This window comes from Streptomyces sp. SDr-06, assembly GCF_003324565.1.
In the GTDB taxonomy this organism is placed as follows: Bacteria; Actinomycetota; Actinomycetes; order Streptomycetales; family Streptomycetaceae; genus Streptomyces.
The window spans coordinates 658,177-675,090 of sequence record NZ_QOLA01000001.1; the positions used below are offsets into that span (position 1 = coordinate 658,177).

The window sequence follows — 16,914 nt, forward strand, 5'->3', positions numbered from 1 at the left end:
CAGCGGCGTCACTGCGGACCTCGCAGGGCCTCTTCCAATTCCTCGTCGCTGGCGTTGTCGAACGCGTCGTGGAAGTCCACGTAGGTCTTGTTCGCCCGGGCCTCGGCGTACAGCTGCCAGTCACGGGTGCAGAGCGGGCTCTGCGCGGCGCCCCATTCCTCGGGAGCAGGGAAGACGACACGGCGCTGTCCGCATCGGGCGCACCTGGCTTCGACGGGCTCGCTCATGCCGCCACCTGCTCGGCCTCGGCGTACCGGCGGGCGTGCACGGTCGCCCGCTCGCGGCCGTCCTCGTGGCACGGGACGGCCGGCGTGACCTGGCAGGTCGGGCAGCAGGCGGTCAGCTCCGCCCAGGCTGAGACCCGCTGCGGGTGCAGTGACCCGCCGGTCAGCAGCCGGGACTTCCCGGCCTGGCACGGCTTGTGCCCGGCCACACCGCACCACGGGCACGGCACCGAACGGGCCGGATGCTGCCCGGCGCGCAGTTGGTGGCGGATCGACTCGGGCATCGGGGCTTGCGAGTGACGGTTCACGGGTTCCTCCTCAGGTCGGTGCAGGGCGGGCATTCGCAGGTCTGGCCGGGGTCTTCGGCGAGCCGGTCACGGTGCTCGGTCGCGACGATGTGCGCCCGGTACGCCTCCAGGGCCGTAGTCCAGGCGCCGGGCGGCTGCGGAGGCGGCGGGCCGGGCGGGCTTGTGCCGGTCGGCCAGGCGCCGGCCCGGTAGCCCGGAGGCTTCGGCGGCACCACGGTCGGGGGCTTGTCGCGGCGGCCACGGCCCTCGGCGATCTGCTGCCGCAGAAACGCCTTCAAGTCCCCCTGAGCGCGCATCTCGCGGATGTCGTCGCGTTCGACGTCAGCCACCGGACGCCTCCCGCTCCCGGTCGGCGAGCTCCTGGAGCTTGGCCATCGACGCGGCACGCCGCCGCTCGATCTCGGCGGGCGACTCCAGTTGCGCGGGACCGCCGTTCGCGACGCGGGTACGGGCGGCATGCGGGGTACGAAGTTCGCGCGGGGGTCGCTTCTCGTCAAAGCCGCCGATCTTGCAGGGGCGGCCGATCGCCGCCTGGCAGGTCGGGCACTGGATGCCGAGCGGGCCGACGCGACGCACCTCGGCAACCGGCCCCTCTCCCCCGACGTCCGGGGTCGAACGGCCCACCTGGGCCAGGGCCTTGAGGACGTCCGGGTGCGGGCCGCCCTCCAGTGCGGGGCGTTCGGTGAGCGCCGGGGTGCTGCCGTCGGCGGTCTTGGCTATCTGGAACCGCAGCCGGGCGAGGTAGTCGGGGTCGTCGTCGCCGGGCGGCGGCTCGTACACGAAGTTCGCCAGCCGCTCGGCGCGGATCTTGCGGGCGATGCCGATGACGTCCGGGGTGGTGACGCGGCGTCGGGCTTCGGGTTCCAGGCCGGCCATTTCGACGGCGTAGAACCGGGTCAGGGCGGCGTCGGCGTCGGCGAACAGGACGCCTGCCGCGTTGAGGTCGGAGTGCCAGGCGAGGATGTCGGCCTCGCCGACGATGCGCTGGTCGCGGGCGGCGGCCAAGCCGAGCAGTCTCCCGGCCTCTTCGTAGGTGATCACTGGTTCTCCTGTTTCTGGGCATCGGCAGCGGCTTGCATGCGGCGGCCGGTTTCGAGGGCTTGCTGAACACGGAGGTCAGATGTGGCTGGGCGCTGGCTGCCGGGCTGAAGGCGGACGACGTTGTCGCCGACCGCAGCTGGCAGACCGCGGGCGGACGGCTGCGGTTCGGGTTCGAGATAGCGCCAGCCCCTGATCCAGGCGGAGGCGCTGGCCGGGGGCCCCTTCTGCTGGGCGCTGTTGGTCGCGTAGATGACCATGTCGGCGATGCCGACGCGTTCCATGGCCTGTCGGGCAATTTCGATCTGCGACGGCTGGAGGTCCCAGGTGATGCCACGGAGCCCGGTGGCGGAGATGGCGGCCTTCAGCTCGGCGAGGGTGTCGTAGCTGCGGTACTCCTCGGGCTCGCGCGCACGCGCTGCAGCAGCATCAGTAGTTCCGTAGGAACTACTGGGAGCAGGCATGGCAGCGGCATGGATACCCGTGACGGAATCGTCACGCCGTGACGTAGTGCCCTGACCTGCGGTGGAGTCCTGGAACTCGGTTTTTTCCAGTACTATTTCACTGTTTTTCGAGGACGATTCGTTCTCGAATCGATTCGTTTTCGAGGAGCTTTCTCCCTCGGAGCCCTTCGTTCCGCGGTGCTTTGCCTGCCGCTCGCGGGCCTTCTTCTTCTCCTCCTCGTACCTCGCCCGCGAGGTATTGCGGCCGTCTTCGAGGAAGTCGTGGATCACGAAGTCACCGGGCTGCGGGTCCGGGCAGCGGGCGCAGTCGTGGCCGTGCGCATGCCACAGCCCGGCCTTGATCAGCTTGTTGGACTGGGCCGCCGTTCCGTACAGCTGGACGACAACGCCCGGCACGATGCCCTCGGTGAGGTGCTGTGCCGCGTAGGAGCCGCAGCGCAGCCACAGGCCGAGCGCGGCGTTCCCGGCCCGCATGAACTTCGGGTGGGAGTGCGCCTTGTCGTCGACCTTGAACCAGGGCATGTGCGGCTTCCCTCAAGCAGTGCGGATAAGAGGAGAGACCGGGGCCGGCCGTGACCAGCCCCGGGGTGGGGCTAGCGCCAGTCGGGCAGGCTTCCCGCGCGGCGGCGGGTGTTGTAGGCGCGCACGACGATTTCGGAGACGCAGTGGGCGACGGTGCCGCCCTTGAAGTCGCGGGCTCCCCGGGCCTTTCCGAGCAGGCCGGAGGGGCCTGCCGGGAACTCGGCCAGCTTCTTGATCAGTGCGGGGAGTTCGACGACCTCACCGAACCGGTTGAAGATCGAGCCGATACCGAGGAGCACGTCGCCGTTGACGGCTTCGCTCTTGTAGCCCCAGGCCTCAGTGACGATCCGCAGTGTGAGAGTGAGAGCCCTCCCGGGGGCCATGGCCGGGTTCTGTGCGCGCTCGCCGTGGAAAAGCCGCTCCAGGCTCTTGACGGCCGTGATGGAGGTGGATCCGGCCTGGTCGCTGATCCTCCAACCGAGGGATGTGGCGATTGCGCTAATAGCCACAGCGTCTGCTTCCCCGGCAGTGACGCGGCCCAGGAACTTGTAGACCGCCTTGACCTGGCGGCCGTCGTTGAGGCCCAGGAACAGGGCTGCCTCCTGCTGGAGGGTCAGGCCAGTAAAGACCTTGCATTCGATCTTCCGGGTGGGCCATCCGGCCTTCCGCAGTAGTTCGCCGCGGTTTTGGCCGTCGAGCCACACCTGCTCGCCGGAAGCCCGGCGGGACACGACGGGCACGCCCAGCCGCGTCAAGTCGAACCCTTCACGGGCCTTGCGCTCGACCCAGGCGCTGTCCACCGGGCGGGTGTTGACCCGCGGGTCGCGGGTGATGTCGGCCGGTGAAAGCCACTCGATGGACGCAGTCTCCAGGCGAGCTGCGGGAATGCTAGCGAGTACCATTGACGTGCTCCTTGAGGATCGTGTTGAAGCTGCGCAGCACACGCAGCACTTGGTCGAGGTCGCGCTGCCACAGCGCGGCCTCTTCTGCGTCGGTGTCTTCGTCCAGCTCGGTAATGCCGGAGAAGCCGATGCAGAGGCCTGAGAGGGCGGCGAGCCCTTCGTTGATGGACTTGCGCTGGGAGCGCTGCGGCATCCGCCGGCCTGCCGCGTCGGTCAGCGGGGGCGCCACAGGAGCTGTCTGCAGCGAACGACGCCGGTTCTGCGGGGCCGCGTCACCGCGATTGACCTTCTTGCCGTCCCATTTCTCGTAGACGGCGGTCACGGTCAGCGGCCTGCCGCCTTCAGCTGGCCGCACTTCCTCACCGGCGCTGATCTTGTCGATCAGTTCCAGTGCTTCGCGGGATTCGGCCTGCCGTTCCGGTGCCACCTCGCTGCGGTGGCCGCGCGATTCGGCGTAGCCGTCTGCCGCGTTCGCGATCTGCTTGATCCGGGAGTAGGTGGCGGTTGACAAGCCGACCGCCTCGGCAGCCTTTTCGCGGGAGTCGTAGCGTTCCGCAGGCTCTTCGTTCGCCGGTACGGAGAGCCTTCCTGCAGTGCTCGCGGCGCCCTTCAGTTGGCCGCGGCGAAGAGCTTCCGCAGCCTTGGGGCGCTCCAATTCCTCGATCTGCCGCCCGAGTGCAATCAGTTCGGATGCGGTCATGGCCTTGCGGCAGGTGTTCTCGTCGCGCTCGGCTTTGAGGAGGTCGACCGCGTCGTGGATGTGTTCGGCGACGACGATGTCAACTTGCGTCATGCCCAGCGCCTTGCAGGCTTCCAGACGGCGGTGGCCTGCGATCAGCCGGTTGTCGGAGGTCACGACGATGGGCTGCAGCAGTCCGAGCACGCGGATTGAATCGGTAAGGGCCGACAGGTCGCCGAGATCGGTGCGAGCCCGGTCTCCAATCTGAACTGAGGCCGTATTGAGGGTGGTTCGCATCACGGGAGCTCCTTGGCGAGCGGTGGCGGTTCGGATCGGGGGTGTCGGCGGCAGGCTTAGTGGGGTCGGGCGCTGGCCGGTCGGGAGGCGGTCACGCGGCGTTCCGGCTGCCGGTGAGGCGGTAGCGGCGGTAGCGGCGGTCGGCGGCGGCGTTGGCGGCGCGGCAGGTGTCGCAGCGTTCGCCGTTCTTCAGGTGTCGGCGGTACATGCGGGGTTCGCCGCAGACGGGGTCCGGCCGGGGCTGGCGCGCTTTCGTTTTGGGGTGGGCGCCGCCGGGCTTCCAGCCGTTGTTTTTCCAGCCTTCGACGGTGGTCGGGTCGGAGCCGATGCGTTCGCCGATGGATTTCAGGGCGACGCCGAGGCCGTCGAGGATTTTGGCGGCGTGGATTTTTTCAGCGCGGGTGAGGGTGACGGGTTCGCCGTTGAGCGCGTATTCGATGGCGATGAGGTCGAGGTCGGCCTTCTCGTCGAAGGTGACCGTGGTGGAGGCGTAGAGACGCTCGCGCTGGCCAGCGCCGACACGGTGTCCGTTCATGCGGGGACCACCGACTCGTCCGCTACGGGCCGGGCCCTGAAAGCGCGGTACAGGTGTTCGCTGGTGATGCCGAGGCGGTGGGCGGCCTGCGGGACGGTGTAGTGCTGTTCTTTGATGAGCCAGCGGGCGTCTTCAGCGATCGCGGTGTAGCGGTCGACATGTTCGCCGAGGTCAGGCGTGGCGGCGGGGCTGTCGATGTAGTCGTCATCCCAGGCGGTGGGCGGCGGCCAGCCGCGCAACGCCGCGAAAACGTGTGCCTGACGGACCCAGCGAGGGGCGACGCCGTGCGAGAGGGGGTCGACGTTCCACAGGCGGTCGTACATGTCCCGAGTGCCACGCGCAGTGGATGCGTAGGCAGGTATCTGCCGGTGGATCTGGTCGTTGACGGTGACCCTGTCGACGCCGAGTTTGTTGGCGAGGGTCCGCTGGGGCCAGCCGATGGCGACGAGTCCCTGGAGCCTTCGGCGGGTGCCGGTGCCGTCGACCAGGGCGCAGGGCGCGGCTGCGTCCAGTGAGGGCTTGACGGCGAGGATACGGTCGGCGGTGGCTGTGCGGACGCGCTTGCTGGGTCCGCTCCCGCGGCTGTAGTCGCCATACAGGAGTCGGCTCATCCCTCCGTTCGAGACGCCGGAGAGAGCGCAGACGCGCTGCCAGCCGATGCTGTAGGACATGAGCATGCGGACGTGCTGGCGGACGGGTTCGGCGTCGACGTAGGGCTGCCAGCGGCCGTAGGCGATGAGCCGGTGGCGGTCGCGGGCGTATTCGGCGGCGCGGTTGCGGCACGGCTGGCACTTGCAGTGATGTGCCTGCGCTCGGGACAGGGTGCCGTGCGGCGGGAGTGGTTTGGTCGTGGTGGTCATCGGTGGTCCTCCTCCCAGGCGGGCATCTGGTAGAGCTGTTCGAGTTGCTGGCGTTCGGGGTTGCTGTCGCGTTGGGCAGGGGTTGCGGGCTTGCGCGTGACGAGCGGGTGGTCGGCGATGCGGCGGGCTGCCCGTCGTTGCCGGATGCGTCGGGTGCCGTGCCAGGCCGCGTACACGGCGGCGGCGAGGACGCCGGTGATGGCGACGGCGGGGATGTAGGGGGCGGCGTCCATCGCCCAGCCGGCGACGTCGAGGACGGTCATGCGGCCCTCCCCTCGACGGCCGCGGTCGTGCCGCGCCAGCGGCGGACGCCGGACTTGTCGCGGGTGAGGCCGAATCCGGCGTACTCGACGATCCCTTCGGCGTGGAGGCGGGCCATGAGCCGTCCCCAGTCGCATTCGCGCTTGGGAGGATCGGGCAGGTCGTACTCGTCTTCGATCTGCCAGGTCACGAAGCGGCGGCGGGTCTTGGCGACCTCGACGAATACGGGCCAGACTTCGGCGACCCAGGTCTCGTAGTCCTCGATCCGGCGCCGGGCTGCGGGGATCTTCGGGGCGGGGATGCTGCCGTCCAGGGCAGGCTGCACGAGGGTCATGACGCGTTCCCCTCGGCCTGCTCGGTCGCGGCGGCGATGCCGTCGAGGACCGCCTTCTGGGCTTCTTCGCGGGCGGCGATGCGGGCGTTCGTCTCGCAGATCTGGCGCATGGTCTCGGCGTCCTGGTTGATCGCCGGGTCGTTCTCCTCCAGCAGGGCCTCGGCGTCGTGGCAGCGGACGCAGAGCAGTGGCTGCTTGTCGCGCATGCACCAGCGGCAGGTGAACTGAGAGGCGCCGAGATGGCCGTGGTCGGGCTCGTACAGGAACAGGGGCCGGGTCTGGTTGCAGTGGTCGCAGCGGGCCTCAAGCGGCTGATCGGTCATGGGTGTGGTCTCCTTGCCGTGGGGCTGCCGTAGGTTCGGGCCGCGACGTCCCCGAAGGCGGTTACGGGGTGGGGACTTCGGCGACGGCGGGCCAGTCCTGCGCGCCGTCGGCGGTCCAGGTGTCGTCGGTGACGGGCTTGGCCTTGTTGCCGACGAGGTCGGCGGCGGTGACCCGCTCGGGCGGGAACTCCTCGTCGCGAGACACTTCGCCGCGCTGGATCGACTGGTAGATCACCTGGAGCTGGGCGAGGTCGTGGTCGGTCCACTTGCCTTGCGGGCGGCCGAGCTTGCTCTCGATGCGGTCGACGTTGATGCCGAGCCCGTCGAAGGCCTTGATGGCGTCGGCGATGCGGGTCGGCAGCGGGACGCCGCCGCCCTTGGCGAGGGTGTTGTTGCAGATGTCCTTGGCCTGCTCGACGTACCAGAGCGGCAGGACCGCAAAGATGGCCTCCCGGACGCGGCGGGCGCCGTTGTTGGCGTTGTTCTCGTAGATGTCGCGCAGGTCGACGAGAGCCTTGGGGCCGCCCTTGACGTCCCTCTTGTGCGGGACGATGAAGGTGGAGGAGTTCCGGGCGTTGCGTTCGACGTCCCAGGCGAAGGCCTGCATCTCGGACTGGCCGAACTCGTCGTCGCGTCGCATTTCCACGAGCCCGTACTGGATGTTGCCCCAGGCGAGGGCGATCTCCCGGGCGAGGTGCACGGTGGGGCCGGAGACGTTGGAGCCGCCGCGGGAGTAGCGGAAGAACGCCCGGTCGGCGAGGGCCTTCTGTTCGCAGGCGGTGCGCATCGCGGCGACGGCGGCCGGCACGTCGCGGGGGCACTGCTGGGCGACCACGATCGCGGCCTGCACTTCGGCGATGGCGCGGGACTGTTCGACGGCGGTGCCCTGTCCGATGCGCGCCGGGGCGCTGTTGGACGGGAGTTGGACGGGCTGGTTCACAGGTACTCCTCTTTGTCGCGGATTTCGGCCCAGGCGGGCAGGGGCAGGTAGGCGATGCCGTCGTCGTAGGCGGGCCAGTGGCCGGTGGCGGTGCACTCGGCGTAGAGCTGGATGGCGCGCCGGTTGCGGGCGGCGCCGATCGCCAGGGCGATCGAGTCGAGTTCGACGACGGTCACCAGGTACGGGGCGGCCTTGGCCTGGAACACGAAGACGAACGCGGGCTCGGAGTCTCCGGCCATGCCGAGGGCTTTGATGCCGTCGAGGTACCAGGCGGCCTGCTGGTGGTAGCCGTGCTCGTAGACGGCTTTCTGGATGGCGTCGGGGCTGACGTCGCGGGCGGTCTTGTAGTCGACGACGATCCGCCGTCCGGCCGGGACGGGAAGCCAGTCCGGACGGGCCCGGCGCCACACTCCGGTCGGGCGGTCCTGCCAGAACAGGGACTGTTCGGCGATGCCAGTCCCGGGGGCGAACAGCTGCCCGGCAACGGTGTGGTTGCGCAGCGCGTCGGCCATCGCCTGGACCTGTTCGTGCTCGGCGGCCAGGAGGGGGACGAGGCCTTCGGCTCGGGCTGCGTCGCGCTGTGCCCGTGCGGATTTCGTCGTGTAGTTGTCGGCGTCGATGACTTCGATGACCGGCCCGTCGTTCAGGACGACGGCGTGGGCGGCGGTGCCGAGGTCGAACTCCCGCTTCGGTGGCTGCCCGTGGTCGAGGTGGTGGCGGAACAGGGCCGGGCAGGAGGGGGCGAGGAGGCGGCGGGCTCCGGTCGAGGACAGGCTGCCGCCGGGGACCGGGTCGGCGTGGTACCGCTCGGCGGTCATGGTGTAAGCGCCGGGCTCGGTGACGGGCTCCGTCGTCTCGGTGGGCGCGGTCACCGGTCACCGCCGTGGAAGCGTGTGAGGGCGTCACCGGCCATCTGCGAGAGCTGTTCATCACTGGCGGCGTAGAAGGCGTCGGGCTGGGTGACGGCGTCGTACACGTCGCGGGCCCAGCGGGCGTCGCCGAGCGCGGTGTGTGCGGAACCGGCGGCCGGCGGTTCGACTTCGACGTGCCGGGAGGCGTCGTAGGACTTCCACGGCCAGCCGACTGCCTCGTTGACCTTGCGGTACCAGTCGGCGTCGCAGTCCTTCCTCGTCCACTCGGCGGCGCGCCCGTACAGGGAGCCGACAGCGAGGGTGGCGACGTCGATGGTGCGGTAGTGCCAGGGCCGGGGCTGCTCGTAGTACAGGCCGAAGAGGTGCGCCAACATCTCCGCGTCGAAGGCCGGGTTGGATCCGATGACGACCGCCCCGTTAAGCAGTGCGTACAGGCGATGGACTGCGGTTTTCGGGTCGTCCCACTGCCAGCCGCCAGCCTGGACCCGCTCGAAGTAGCGGTTGATCTTGAGGGCTTCCGGGTCCGCTTCGGTGATGTCGGGAAGGATCCGGTAAACGTGCTCGGCGTCGTGCCCGTCGACCCGCAGGATGACGGCGATCTCCCACGGGTCGTGGAGGAACGGGTCAAGGCCGGTGGTCTCGGTGTCGATGAACGCCAGAGGCCTGAGGGCGCTCGGCGGGTTCTCGGTGCTCATGTGGCGTGCCTTTCGGGTGTGGGGTGCCGGGGCCGCCGCGTCCCGCAGGGGGTGACGGGGGCGGCGGCCCTCGGCTGCCGCGGAGCCCGGGGGCGGCTCGACGCGGCGGTCAGGTTGGCCTAGAAGAAGTCGCCGATGGTGTCGATCAGGTCGGGGATGATGCGGTGGCCGACCCAGGCGAGGACGGCGACACACAGGCCGATCAGCAGGGCCCAGCCGACGTGGTGGCAGACCGCCCACACGAGGGCTGCGGCTGCGACGCCGGCCAGCAGACCGAGCAGGAAACGGGCCATCAGTCGTGCTCGTAGAAGTCGACGTGGATGCCGTCCCGGCGGACGGTGATCGTGGCGTGGTCGCCGAAGGCGTCGAGGAGGACAGTCTCGAAGTGGCCGCCTTCGACGGCTCCGCTCAGTGCCCTGCACCGGTCGTAGCGAGCTTCGTCGGGCCCCTCGTAGGGCAGGAAGCCGTACTCCCCTGTCTCAGGGTCCTTGCGATACGGACGCTTGCCGAGGGAGCGGTGCGAGTCGACTTCAAGCTCGTACTCGTCGTCGGTGTCCGCGTCCTCTGCAGTGCGGACCCAGGTCCCGTAGACGCTGAATTCGCAGGGGTCGCCGTCATTGAAGTACGGCGTGTACTGGCGCCAGCCGAACTCGATGATCGTGGGGTCGTCGAGGACGGCCTGCAGGATCGGCTGGAGCTCCTCGATCGGCTTCTGCTCAGTGCGGGTTGAGCCTGCGGTGTAGTCGCCCTCAACGGGGATGCCGAGGAAATTTCGGTTCGTCATCGAGTGCCTCCAGCGGCGTCGAGGAGCAGATGGGAGAGGGGGACGGTCTTGCGCTGGCTGCCGGACATCCACTGTTTGATGGGCATGCCGTCGATGTAGTCCGCAGGGCTGGGAAGCCAGCCGAGGTCTTCGAGGACGTGCTGCTCGGCGATGAGGCGGACGGGCACCTGGACGGTGCTGCGAGCTTTGGGGATGTCGAGCGTCACGCCGAAGATTCGCTGGCAGAGCCAGACGCCCTCGGTGTGGTGATAGAGAGAGCGGTGCCGGACGTCGCCGATGATCCGTTTCGAGCTGTCGATGAACTCGTGGACGGGCAGGTAGATGTCGGGTTCACCGCCCCACTTGCGGGCTGAGGACTGTGCGTGGTGCCAGGAATTCACGGTGCTGCTCCTGGAGTTCTGGATGGTGAGCCCCGCCCGAATTCGCCTCGGGCGGGGCGGTGGTCGTCGCCGGCGGGCGGACGCGGAGTCGACACCCGCCGGCGGGTCTAGGTGAGGACCAGCGCGGACAGCCGGAGCGCGGCGGCCTCGGCATACGGTTCGTGAGCCTCGATGCCGACCGCACGTCGTCCGGCCTGGCGTGCGGCGTCCAACGTGCTGCCGCTGCCAGCGAACGGATCGACGACCAGACCGCCCTCGGGGCACGCGTACTTGATCATTGGATCCAGAAGGCCGAGGGGCTTTTCGTCCGGATGGATATTCCGGCCGTGCATGTTGCGGACCTTGAGGACGGACCTCAACAGCCGTTTGCCGTCCCGCACGTGGTTGTGCGGGCCGATCTTCCCGGTGTGGTCGATCCCGGAAGTGACGTTGCGGCGTTCGTACTTGTCACTCGGGTCGTAGACCCTTTCGCGAGGGGTCTGGTGACGCTGGTCCCTCCACGCGCCCTGATACCAGTGCAGAGCGTGCTCGTGGACGCGCTTGAATCGGTCGTTCTGGAATGCTGAGCCGTTCTGCTTCTCCCAGACGACGTTCACATCACCGACGACCGGCTGGCCGTCCTCGTCGTGACCGACGATGTCCTGGCTGAGCTTCCAGCCGTCAAACTGGTCGCGCCGGTCGAGGAACATGCGCATCGACCCGAAGCACCACATCGACGAGGCGACGGTCGCGGCGAGGGTGGGCCAGCCGTCCGGCCACCGATCCCAGGCCAGGCTGGTCTCGGCATACGGTGGATCTGCCACCACAAGATCGGCTTTGAGGTCGAGCGCGGGCAGAACCTCCCGCATGTCGCCGAGGTACAGCGTGACTTGATCGTCCGCGTAGTACGGCTCCATCACGACACCCCCTGTGCGAGCTGGTCGGCGAGGACGGGCAGCGCGACCGTGTCGGTGTCCAGCGCGGCCAGCGCGGGGACGTGCGTGGGGCTGACGGCCTGCGGCGAGTAGTGGAGGCTGACGACCGGCCCGGTGGCAAACCGGGTCCTGAGGTCCCGGACGTCGATGCCGGTCGGCTCGGTCGGGTGGTCGCCGGGGTCGATGTCGCGGTGCCAGGCCGGGACCGTGACCGCGGTTAGGTTTGCGATCTGTGCCCGCAGCGCGCGGACTTCGGTTTCCAGCCGCTCCCGGTCCGCAGTTACGGTTTCGAGTTCGGACTGGGCGCAAGAGGCGACGATCTCGCTGTCGGCGGCGCGCTTGGCCATCTGCTTGTAGGCGTCGTACACGTCGTCGCGGTCTGCGACGAGTCGAGTGAAGTAGTCGTCGGTTGCGGCCTTGACCGCGAGGAGCCACGCGTTGTCGGCCCGGACCTCGGCGAGGTGGCGCTCGGTGCGACGCAGCCTGCCCTCGACGGTGTAGTTGCCGGTGCCCTGCCACGGGAGGGTGATCGTCATGCCTTCGTCACCGCCTGCAGGCGCAGCCGTGCCGACGTCCGCTTGAGCAGGGCGAGGGCTTCGCGCTTGTTGTGGCCTTTCTGCGTCATCCAGGCGGCGAGGGACACCGCGCCGCAGTCCGTGGTGACGGCCTTCTCGGTGTCGGCGACGAGGTTGCTGCCGCCGACCCAGCGCGGGGTTCCATGCACCGCGATGTTGATGGCGCCGAACAGGTCCACCCGGCAGTCCTTCAGCGACGTGCCGCCAGCGGCCTGCTTGGTGTCGTACAGGTAGGTCTTGCAGTAGCCGTTGGCGTCGATCACGTCATACGCCTTGTCGACGACGTCGGCGAGCAGGACTTCGGGGGCCTTCGTCATGGTCACCACGGCTCCACCTCGTTGCCGTCGCGGGTTTCGCGCTCGTCGCATTCGTCGCAGCCGCAGTAGGTCCACGACCCGTCGATGAACTCGGCGTGGCATTCGTCGCCGTCGTCGTCCGGCTCGGCGCTGGAGACCTGGGCCTCCTCGGCCGCATGCCGTTCCTCATCAGCGAAGTCGAGGGCGATCTCGTAGGCCGTCTCCTCGGCGGCCGTGGGGTACTCGCGCTCTTCGCCGGCGTACTGCTCGTAGTCGTGCTCGTCGTGGTCGTTCACTGGTCCCCCTGGCGTTGGTGCGGGATGCGGGTGCGGGCGGCGGCCTGCTGCCGCGTCCGCCGGTTGCTGACGGCCTGGTGGCAGATGAGGGCCGCGAGGATCGTGTAGGCGGTCACCAGGAAGGTGAAGGCGGCCCAACCGGCGGTCATGCGGTCACCCACTCGTCGTCGTCGGGCGGCTCGTCCGGGATACCGAGGGCCCGCTCCAACGTGGCGTTCATGGCCAGCAGTTCGCGGACGTGCGCCTCGGCCTTGTCGGCGCGCTCCTTGTGCGCCCACATGGCCTTGCAGGCCTGCTCGTAGGCGTCGGCGGTCGGGTACGGCTGCCGGTCGTGGGCGACGGCACGCTCGCGCTGCTCGTCGACTTCGACGAGGTAGGCGAGGATCCAGCGGGCCCGCTCGCCCATCCAGCCGTGGAGGTTCGCGGCGAACAGGTTCTCGCCGGTCGGGGCGCTCTGCTGGTGCTCGCGGATGTCACGGATGGACTGGGCGAAGTCGAACAGCAGAGCCGTCTTGGGGACGGTCTGGTTCGGACCGAGCATGACGCGGAGCTGCTGGCGTCCCTCGGCGGTCAAACCCACGGTGTCCGTCGCGTTGAGGTCAGTCGTCATCGCGCTCACCGGCCTCGGGGTCGGTGATGGTCACGCCGTCACGGGTGCGGGACAGGACGCGGTTGTACTCGCGCTTCGGGTCGTCCCAGCCGCCCCCGCCGCCGTCGAGGGTCAGCGTCTTCTTGTTGACCCTCTTGACCCGGTAGGTGCTGGTGCTCGTCTCGAAGACGCGGACGGTGACGATGTCGCCGACCTGGAAGTCGCCGGGCTCCCACGAACGGGACCGAGTAGCGACAGTGTCGGCAATCTTGGTTCGCGCCTCGGCCTTCGCCTTGGCCCACTTCGCTTCCGCCTGGGCACGCTCGGCCGCCTTGTAGGCGTCAATGGCGCGGTCCGAGGCCGCGTCGGCGCGGTCCTTGTCGCGGCGTGCGCTGCGGTACGAGTGGTGGCCCCTGAGGAGCGGCTGACCGCCAGCGAACCGGCCGTACATGGCGGACGCGCGCTCGGTGCGCCGTTCAGCGTCGGCCGTCAGCTTGTCCGCCTTGGCCTTCAGCGCGTCGGCACGTTCCCGGGCCCGCCGGGCGTCGTCTTCGGTCGTCATGACGCGGCCTCGCATCCGGGGTGCGTCTCCGGCTCGGCCTTCCATGCGTCGGCCTGCACGCGCAAGGCCCGGTAGATGTCGGGGACGGTCTTGACGCTGCCGTCCTCGTTCTTGTTGAACGGGTTGAGGGTCTGGGAGAAGGTGCGCTGGCGGCGGACCTTCTTGCCGCAGACGGTGCACGGAACGGACTTCTTCTCGGTCAGCGGATACTCGGTGAAGCGGTAGGTAGGCACGGTCAGTTCCCCCTTGTGCGGATGCGGTGGCCTGCCCAGAAACAGGCGGCGGAGAAGGTGAAGCAGACGGCCATGGCGGCAGCGGCGTGGGCGGCGAAACGGGTCATGCGGCTTCCTGCCTCTCCGGCGTCAGCCCCAGCACGTCGAGGAGTTCGAGCAGTTCGTCGGCCACGGCCGGGTCCTTGGCGACCAGGCGGCCGGCGAGATGCGGCATCACCGCATCCAGGTCATGCGGATGCCGGGCGGCAACCCGGTCGGCGACATGCACCGCCGCCGCCCGCAGCTGCTTGGGTTCGAACCTGCCGAGCGGAATGCCCCGGACGATCCAGCCGAGGAAACGGCTTGACGGGTTCACCACCCCCACCGCCTCAGCGCGTGCGGAGGGTCCCAGGGCGTCACTTCATTCGTGTCCGCACGCCACGTCTGCGCCTGCGTCCAGTCCGCCTCAGGGAAAGCCCCCTGAAGCCAGTGGACGACCTGCCGCTGGGCATCAGTGCGGAGCAGGATCCGCTTGCCCCACGCGTTGCGGGCGACCGTTACGACCAGCCGGTCATTCCCGTCCGCACCCAGCACCGGAGTGACGAGCACGATGCGGGCGCCCGGAACCAGGCGGCCGATACGCCAAGCCAGCTGCTTCTGATGCCGACGGCGCCGGCCCGCCGACGACTTACGCGGATGGGCCGGGTGACTCTCGCGGACCACGCGCCGACGGGAGGCGGCGAGCTCCAGGTATTCGCCGCGCACGCCCTTCGACCAGGCCTTCATGTCGGGGCCGTACACGGTCAGGTAGTCGACGTCGACGGCGATGAGGGCCTGCTCGACCTTCTCGGCGGGGGGCACTAGTTCACGCAGCATCGAGCTCACCGGCCTCGACGCTGTCCTGCTCCAGCCAGTTCGCGATCTCCGACGCTTTCGCGGCGAGGTCCCGCAGCACGGCCGGGTCGGCGACGCCGGGCGTCGCGTGCAACGTCAGCGCACTGCCGACGTGCAGGATGGCGTAGGGGCTCGGCGCGATGCTGTACGAGGCGGTGACGCTGTCGCCACCCAGCGCGAACGCAATAGGGCCAGTGGGGCGAGTACGGTTCATGACGCCCTCCCGGGCTGCCAGTTCGGATAGTCGGCGTCGGTGGAGCACGCCTCCGGGTGAGCGATCAGGAACAGGTCGCCGGCGTAGGCGATCCGGTCCGATTCGCTGGCGGTCTTGGTGAGCGCCGTCTCCAGCACCTGCCGCGCCCGCTGCCGGGCGACCAGGGCCTTTACGTCCGCGTCGAGACGAGCCAGCGGCACGTCCAGGCGCTCGATCGGGTTCGTGGGAGTTGTCATCACTCGGCCCTCCCGGCGTCCTCAGCAGCCCACTTCGCCTCGTAGGCGCGCAGTCGCAGGCCGAGTTCGGCTTCACCTTCGAAGTCGCGGTCATCGCGCGCTTCGGCGGCCGCCGTGCTCAGCACATCGCGGACCCTGCAGCGCTCGGCCTCGATCGCCGGGCGAGCCAACTCGGCCCGCAGGCGTTCGACCTCGGCGACGAGCAGGAGCATCGACTCCTTGGCCCGCGCGCTGTGGAACGAGATCGAAGTCTCGTACCGCAGAAGGCTCTTGATCTCGGAGATACGCTCCGCTGTCAGGGGCTCGGTCATGACGCCCACCCCCCGTCCGTGAGCAGGAACTCCAGGAACGAGCCCGGCTGCGGGGTGACGCTCGACGCGTCGACCGTCGACAGGGGCTTCGAGGCGTACCGCGTGCAGTTCGACTCGTGGCCGCACGCCTCACAGCACGCGCCGCAGTCGCATCCAGGGAGGCTCATGACGCACCGCCTTCGAAGTTGCGAAGGGTGATGATGTCGCCGGGGCGGATCCGGTCCGGCGTTGCCGCCAAGGCCTGCCACTCGCCGATGACTTCGGCGACCCGATCCAGAACCGTGTCGTCCGGGTCGCTGTGCCAGTAGCCGAGCAGCGCACCAGCCAGCTCACTCACCAGATTCCGGCGCTCGGCAGGCTCCAACTCGGAACGCCAAGCCAGCGGGTCACGACTCGTCATGACGCACCCCCGGCGGACTTGTCCCGGCCGGTGACCATGTCCAGCAGCACACCGGCCGCATGATTCAGACCGGGCTTCAGGCGCTCGGGTGCCGACTCCGCCATGCGCGTCAGGCAAGTGCTCGCCTCACGCAGGGCATCGATACGCGCGTCGCTCACCGCGGCGACTCCGTAGGGGGCTTCCGCTCCCCACTGGGCTACGTGGACATCGACGGCTCGCACGATCTTCGCAACCAGCTCGGGCCGCTCCCCGGCCGGGAAGGTCGGCAGCTCGGCGCAGTGGACGTCGGCGGCGACCTCGGCACGGACCTCGGCACGGAGGTCGTCCGCCAGCTCCTCGCACTTGGCGATCGTGACCTCGTTCGGCGTGGCCGACAGCGCGTAGCTCAGCAGCCTTTCCCGGGCGGTCATCGCGCACCTGCCTCGGGCTTCGGGCACGGAACGCTGCCGCCCTGGCACTGGCACAGGCCCTCACGGGCGACCATCACGGCCTGACCCCACGTGAGCGACTCCTGGCGCCTGCCGACGAGTTCGAAATCAGCGGCGACCTGCCTGCGGGTCTCCGTGCGCACCGCCTCGTAGAAGGCGTGCAGCAGATCGGATGCCGCCTCGGCGGGGATGCGCTCGTCGAGGGCCATGACCAGCTGCTTGAACTCGGGCGTGGTCGAGATGCTCATCGTCCACCGCCGTCGATCGCGGCGCGGGTCTCGCGGTCCGCCTGGGCTGCCGCCCAGTACGTGTAGAAGAGGGCGTCGAGCGCCTCCTCCTTCTCCGACTCCGGCAGGCAGTCGAACGCCACCCGGCCGATCTCCTCGACGTCGAAGCCCTCCGGCCGCGTCGCGTACAGCAGCTCCTCGGCCTCGTTCCACACCGCCTGCCAAGGCGACGGCATCGGAACGCCACGGGTGATCTCGTCGAACGTGGTTGTTGGATCAGGGTTCTGAGAGAATGTGGACACGGTCCACGCTCCTGTTCTGCAGGGTTCTGAGGTGTGGTTC

At 69.1% G+C, this 16,914-nt stretch carries 36 protein-coding genes; all 36 read right to left on the reverse strand.

Features of this window, described 5'->3' with window-relative positions; genetic code table 11:
- Positions 1 to 8 precede the first annotated feature (8 nt).
- The 36 genes from DT019_RS03200 to DT019_RS03355 all read right to left on the reverse strand — a co-directional run bounded on the left by DT019_RS03200 (position 9) and on the right by DT019_RS03355 (position 16,874).
- On the reverse strand, positions 9 to 227 hold the full coding sequence (locus DT019_RS03200; protein ID WP_114035015.1) for a hypothetical protein: 219 nt from the start codon (positions 225 to 227) through the stop codon (positions 9 to 11).
- Positions 224 to 532, reverse strand: a complete 309-nt coding sequence (locus DT019_RS03205; RefSeq protein WP_223279275.1) for a hypothetical protein — start codon at positions 530 to 532, stop codon at positions 224 to 226. Before DT019_RS03205 ends, DT019_RS03200 begins: the two co-directional genes overlap by 4 nt.
- The gene (locus tag DT019_RS03210) at positions 529 to 861 is read right to left on the reverse strand and encodes a hypothetical protein (protein ID WP_114035017.1); all 333 of its coding nucleotides are present in this window, start codon (positions 859 to 861) and stop codon (positions 529 to 531) included. The genes DT019_RS03205 and DT019_RS03210 overlap by 4 nt, the downstream gene beginning before the upstream one ends.
- Positions 854 to 1,573 (reverse strand): hypothetical protein, encoded by a 720-nt coding sequence (locus DT019_RS03215; RefSeq protein WP_114035018.1) that lies wholly within the window; start codon positions 1,571 to 1,573, stop codon positions 854 to 856. Before DT019_RS03215 ends, DT019_RS03210 begins: the two co-directional genes overlap by 8 nt.
- A complete protein-coding gene (locus tag DT019_RS03220) occupies positions 1,570 to 2,556 on the reverse strand; it encodes a hypothetical protein (protein WP_114035019.1) in 987 nt (328 codons plus the stop codon). The genes DT019_RS03215 and DT019_RS03220 overlap by 4 nt, the downstream gene beginning before the upstream one ends.
- A gap of 71 nt (positions 2,557 to 2,627) precedes the next feature.
- A complete protein-coding gene (locus DT019_RS03225; protein ID WP_114035020.1) occupies positions 2,628 to 3,458 on the reverse strand; it encodes a DUF6551 family protein in 831 nt (276 codons plus the stop codon).
- Positions 3,445 to 4,434 carry a ParB N-terminal domain-containing protein gene (locus DT019_RS03230; RefSeq protein ID WP_114035021.1) on the reverse strand — a complete coding sequence of 330 codons (990 nt, stop codon included), beginning with the start codon at positions 4,432 to 4,434 and terminating at the stop codon, positions 3,445 to 3,447. Before DT019_RS03230 ends, DT019_RS03225 begins: the two co-directional genes overlap by 14 nt.
- A gap of 91 nt (positions 4,435 to 4,525) precedes the next feature.
- Positions 4,526 to 4,969, reverse strand: a complete 444-nt coding sequence (locus tag DT019_RS03235) for a hypothetical protein (protein ID WP_114035022.1) — start codon at positions 4,967 to 4,969, stop codon at positions 4,526 to 4,528.
- The gene (locus tag DT019_RS03240; protein ID WP_114035023.1) at positions 4,966 to 5,829 is read right to left on the reverse strand and encodes a hypothetical protein; all 864 of its coding nucleotides are present in this window, start codon (positions 5,827 to 5,829) and stop codon (positions 4,966 to 4,968) included. The genes DT019_RS03235 and DT019_RS03240 overlap by 4 nt, the downstream gene beginning before the upstream one ends.
- Positions 5,826 to 6,092 carry a hypothetical protein gene (locus tag DT019_RS03245; RefSeq protein WP_114035024.1) on the reverse strand — a complete coding sequence of 89 codons (267 nt, stop codon included), beginning with the start codon at positions 6,090 to 6,092 and terminating at the stop codon, positions 5,826 to 5,828. The genes DT019_RS03240 and DT019_RS03245 overlap by 4 nt, the downstream gene beginning before the upstream one ends.
- Positions 6,089 to 6,424, reverse strand: coding sequence for a hypothetical protein (locus DT019_RS03250; RefSeq protein ID WP_114035025.1), 336 nt, complete (start codon positions 6,422 to 6,424; stop codon positions 6,089 to 6,091). The genes DT019_RS03245 and DT019_RS03250 overlap by 4 nt, the downstream gene beginning before the upstream one ends.
- The gene (locus DT019_RS03255) at positions 6,421 to 6,747 is read right to left on the reverse strand and encodes a hypothetical protein (protein WP_114035026.1); all 327 of its coding nucleotides are present in this window, start codon (positions 6,745 to 6,747) and stop codon (positions 6,421 to 6,423) included. Before DT019_RS03255 ends, DT019_RS03250 begins: the two co-directional genes overlap by 4 nt.
- 61 nt (positions 6,748 to 6,808) lie before the next feature.
- Positions 6,809 to 7,687 (reverse strand): hypothetical protein, encoded by an 879-nt coding sequence (locus DT019_RS03260; RefSeq protein WP_114035027.1) that lies wholly within the window; start codon positions 7,685 to 7,687, stop codon positions 6,809 to 6,811.
- The gene (locus tag DT019_RS03265) at positions 7,684 to 8,559 is read right to left on the reverse strand and encodes a PD-(D/E)XK nuclease-like domain-containing protein (RefSeq protein ID WP_223279276.1); all 876 of its coding nucleotides are present in this window, start codon (positions 8,557 to 8,559) and stop codon (positions 7,684 to 7,686) included. The genes DT019_RS03260 and DT019_RS03265 overlap by 4 nt, the downstream gene beginning before the upstream one ends.
- Entirely contained in the window at positions 8,556 to 9,254 is a 699-nt protein-coding gene (locus tag DT019_RS03270) for a 3'-5' exonuclease (protein WP_114035028.1), read from the reverse strand. The genes DT019_RS03265 and DT019_RS03270 overlap by 4 nt, the downstream gene beginning before the upstream one ends.
- A 119-nt stretch (positions 9,255 to 9,373) precedes the next feature.
- Positions 9,374 to 9,547 carry a hypothetical protein gene (locus tag DT019_RS39370; protein ID WP_189389080.1) on the reverse strand — a complete coding sequence of 58 codons (174 nt, stop codon included), beginning with the start codon at positions 9,545 to 9,547 and terminating at the stop codon, positions 9,374 to 9,376.
- Positions 9,547 to 10,038 (reverse strand): hypothetical protein, encoded by a 492-nt coding sequence (locus tag DT019_RS03275; protein WP_114035029.1) that lies wholly within the window; start codon positions 10,036 to 10,038, stop codon positions 9,547 to 9,549. Before DT019_RS03275 ends, DT019_RS39370 begins: the two co-directional genes overlap by 1 nt.
- On the reverse strand, positions 10,035 to 10,418 hold the full coding sequence (locus tag DT019_RS03280) for a DUF6915 family protein (RefSeq protein ID WP_114035030.1): 384 nt from the start codon (positions 10,416 to 10,418) through the stop codon (positions 10,035 to 10,037). Before DT019_RS03280 ends, DT019_RS03275 begins: the two co-directional genes overlap by 4 nt.
- Positions 10,419 to 10,525: 107 nt before the next feature.
- A complete protein-coding gene (locus DT019_RS03285; protein ID WP_114035031.1) occupies positions 10,526 to 11,314 on the reverse strand; it encodes a DNA-methyltransferase in 789 nt (262 codons plus the stop codon).
- On the reverse strand, positions 11,314 to 11,868 hold the full coding sequence (locus DT019_RS03290; RefSeq protein WP_114035032.1) for a hypothetical protein: 555 nt from the start codon (positions 11,866 to 11,868) through the stop codon (positions 11,314 to 11,316). The genes DT019_RS03285 and DT019_RS03290 overlap by 1 nt, the downstream gene beginning before the upstream one ends.
- Positions 11,865 to 12,230, reverse strand: coding sequence for a hypothetical protein (locus tag DT019_RS03295; RefSeq protein WP_147267266.1), 366 nt, complete (start codon positions 12,228 to 12,230; stop codon positions 11,865 to 11,867). Before DT019_RS03295 ends, DT019_RS03290 begins: the two co-directional genes overlap by 4 nt.
- The gene (locus DT019_RS03300) at positions 12,227 to 12,499 is read right to left on the reverse strand and encodes a hypothetical protein (RefSeq protein WP_114035034.1); all 273 of its coding nucleotides are present in this window, start codon (positions 12,497 to 12,499) and stop codon (positions 12,227 to 12,229) included. Before DT019_RS03300 ends, DT019_RS03295 begins: the two co-directional genes overlap by 4 nt.
- Positions 12,496 to 12,648: a hypothetical protein gene (locus DT019_RS39375; protein ID WP_189389083.1), complete on the reverse strand. Its 153-nt coding sequence runs from the start codon at positions 12,646 to 12,648 to the stop codon at positions 12,496 to 12,498. The genes DT019_RS03300 and DT019_RS39375 overlap by 4 nt, the downstream gene beginning before the upstream one ends.
- The gene (locus DT019_RS03305; protein WP_114035035.1) at positions 12,645 to 13,109 is read right to left on the reverse strand and encodes a hypothetical protein; all 465 of its coding nucleotides are present in this window, start codon (positions 13,107 to 13,109) and stop codon (positions 12,645 to 12,647) included. Before DT019_RS03305 ends, DT019_RS39375 begins: the two co-directional genes overlap by 4 nt.
- Positions 13,099 to 13,650 carry a DUF3560 domain-containing protein gene (locus tag DT019_RS03310; RefSeq protein ID WP_189389085.1) on the reverse strand — a complete coding sequence of 184 codons (552 nt, stop codon included), beginning with the start codon at positions 13,648 to 13,650 and terminating at the stop codon, positions 13,099 to 13,101. The genes DT019_RS03305 and DT019_RS03310 overlap by 11 nt, the downstream gene beginning before the upstream one ends.
- On the reverse strand, positions 13,647 to 13,883 hold the full coding sequence (locus tag DT019_RS03315; RefSeq protein ID WP_114035037.1) for a hypothetical protein: 237 nt from the start codon (positions 13,881 to 13,883) through the stop codon (positions 13,647 to 13,649). The genes DT019_RS03310 and DT019_RS03315 overlap by 4 nt, the downstream gene beginning before the upstream one ends.
- 103 nt (positions 13,884 to 13,986) lie before the next feature.
- Positions 13,987 to 14,238 carry a hypothetical protein gene (locus DT019_RS03320; RefSeq protein ID WP_147267267.1) on the reverse strand — a complete coding sequence of 84 codons (252 nt, stop codon included), beginning with the start codon at positions 14,236 to 14,238 and terminating at the stop codon, positions 13,987 to 13,989.
- Positions 14,235 to 14,747: a hypothetical protein gene (locus DT019_RS03325; protein WP_147267268.1), complete on the reverse strand. Its 513-nt coding sequence runs from the start codon at positions 14,745 to 14,747 to the stop codon at positions 14,235 to 14,237. Before DT019_RS03325 ends, DT019_RS03320 begins: the two co-directional genes overlap by 4 nt.
- On the reverse strand, positions 14,728 to 14,970 hold the full coding sequence (locus DT019_RS03330) for a hypothetical protein (RefSeq protein ID WP_114035040.1): 243 nt from the start codon (positions 14,968 to 14,970) through the stop codon (positions 14,728 to 14,730). The genes DT019_RS03325 and DT019_RS03330 overlap by 20 nt, the downstream gene beginning before the upstream one ends.
- Positions 14,967 to 15,206, reverse strand: a complete 240-nt coding sequence (locus DT019_RS03335) for a hypothetical protein (protein WP_114035041.1) — start codon at positions 15,204 to 15,206, stop codon at positions 14,967 to 14,969. Before DT019_RS03335 ends, DT019_RS03330 begins: the two co-directional genes overlap by 4 nt.
- Positions 15,206 to 15,517, reverse strand: coding sequence for a hypothetical protein (locus DT019_RS03340; protein WP_147267269.1), 312 nt, complete (start codon positions 15,515 to 15,517; stop codon positions 15,206 to 15,208). Before DT019_RS03340 ends, DT019_RS03335 begins: the two co-directional genes overlap by 1 nt.
- On the reverse strand, positions 15,514 to 15,684 hold the full coding sequence (locus tag DT019_RS39380) for a hypothetical protein (RefSeq protein ID WP_189389089.1): 171 nt from the start codon (positions 15,682 to 15,684) through the stop codon (positions 15,514 to 15,516). Before DT019_RS39380 ends, DT019_RS03340 begins: the two co-directional genes overlap by 4 nt.
- Positions 15,681 to 15,917, reverse strand: a complete 237-nt coding sequence (locus DT019_RS39080) for a hypothetical protein (protein ID WP_147267270.1) — start codon at positions 15,915 to 15,917, stop codon at positions 15,681 to 15,683. Before DT019_RS39080 ends, DT019_RS39380 begins: the two co-directional genes overlap by 4 nt.
- Positions 15,914 to 16,327: a hypothetical protein gene (locus DT019_RS03345; RefSeq protein WP_114035043.1), complete on the reverse strand. Its 414-nt coding sequence runs from the start codon at positions 16,325 to 16,327 to the stop codon at positions 15,914 to 15,916. The genes DT019_RS39080 and DT019_RS03345 overlap by 4 nt, the downstream gene beginning before the upstream one ends.
- Complete coding sequence (locus DT019_RS03350; RefSeq protein WP_114035044.1) at positions 16,324 to 16,593, reverse strand: hypothetical protein; 270 nt, start codon at positions 16,591 to 16,593, stop codon at positions 16,324 to 16,326. The genes DT019_RS03345 and DT019_RS03350 overlap by 4 nt, the downstream gene beginning before the upstream one ends.
- Complete coding sequence (locus tag DT019_RS03355) at positions 16,590 to 16,874, reverse strand: hypothetical protein (protein ID WP_223279277.1); 285 nt, start codon at positions 16,872 to 16,874, stop codon at positions 16,590 to 16,592. The genes DT019_RS03350 and DT019_RS03355 overlap by 4 nt, the downstream gene beginning before the upstream one ends.
- Positions 16,875 to 16,914: the final 40 nt, after the last annotated feature.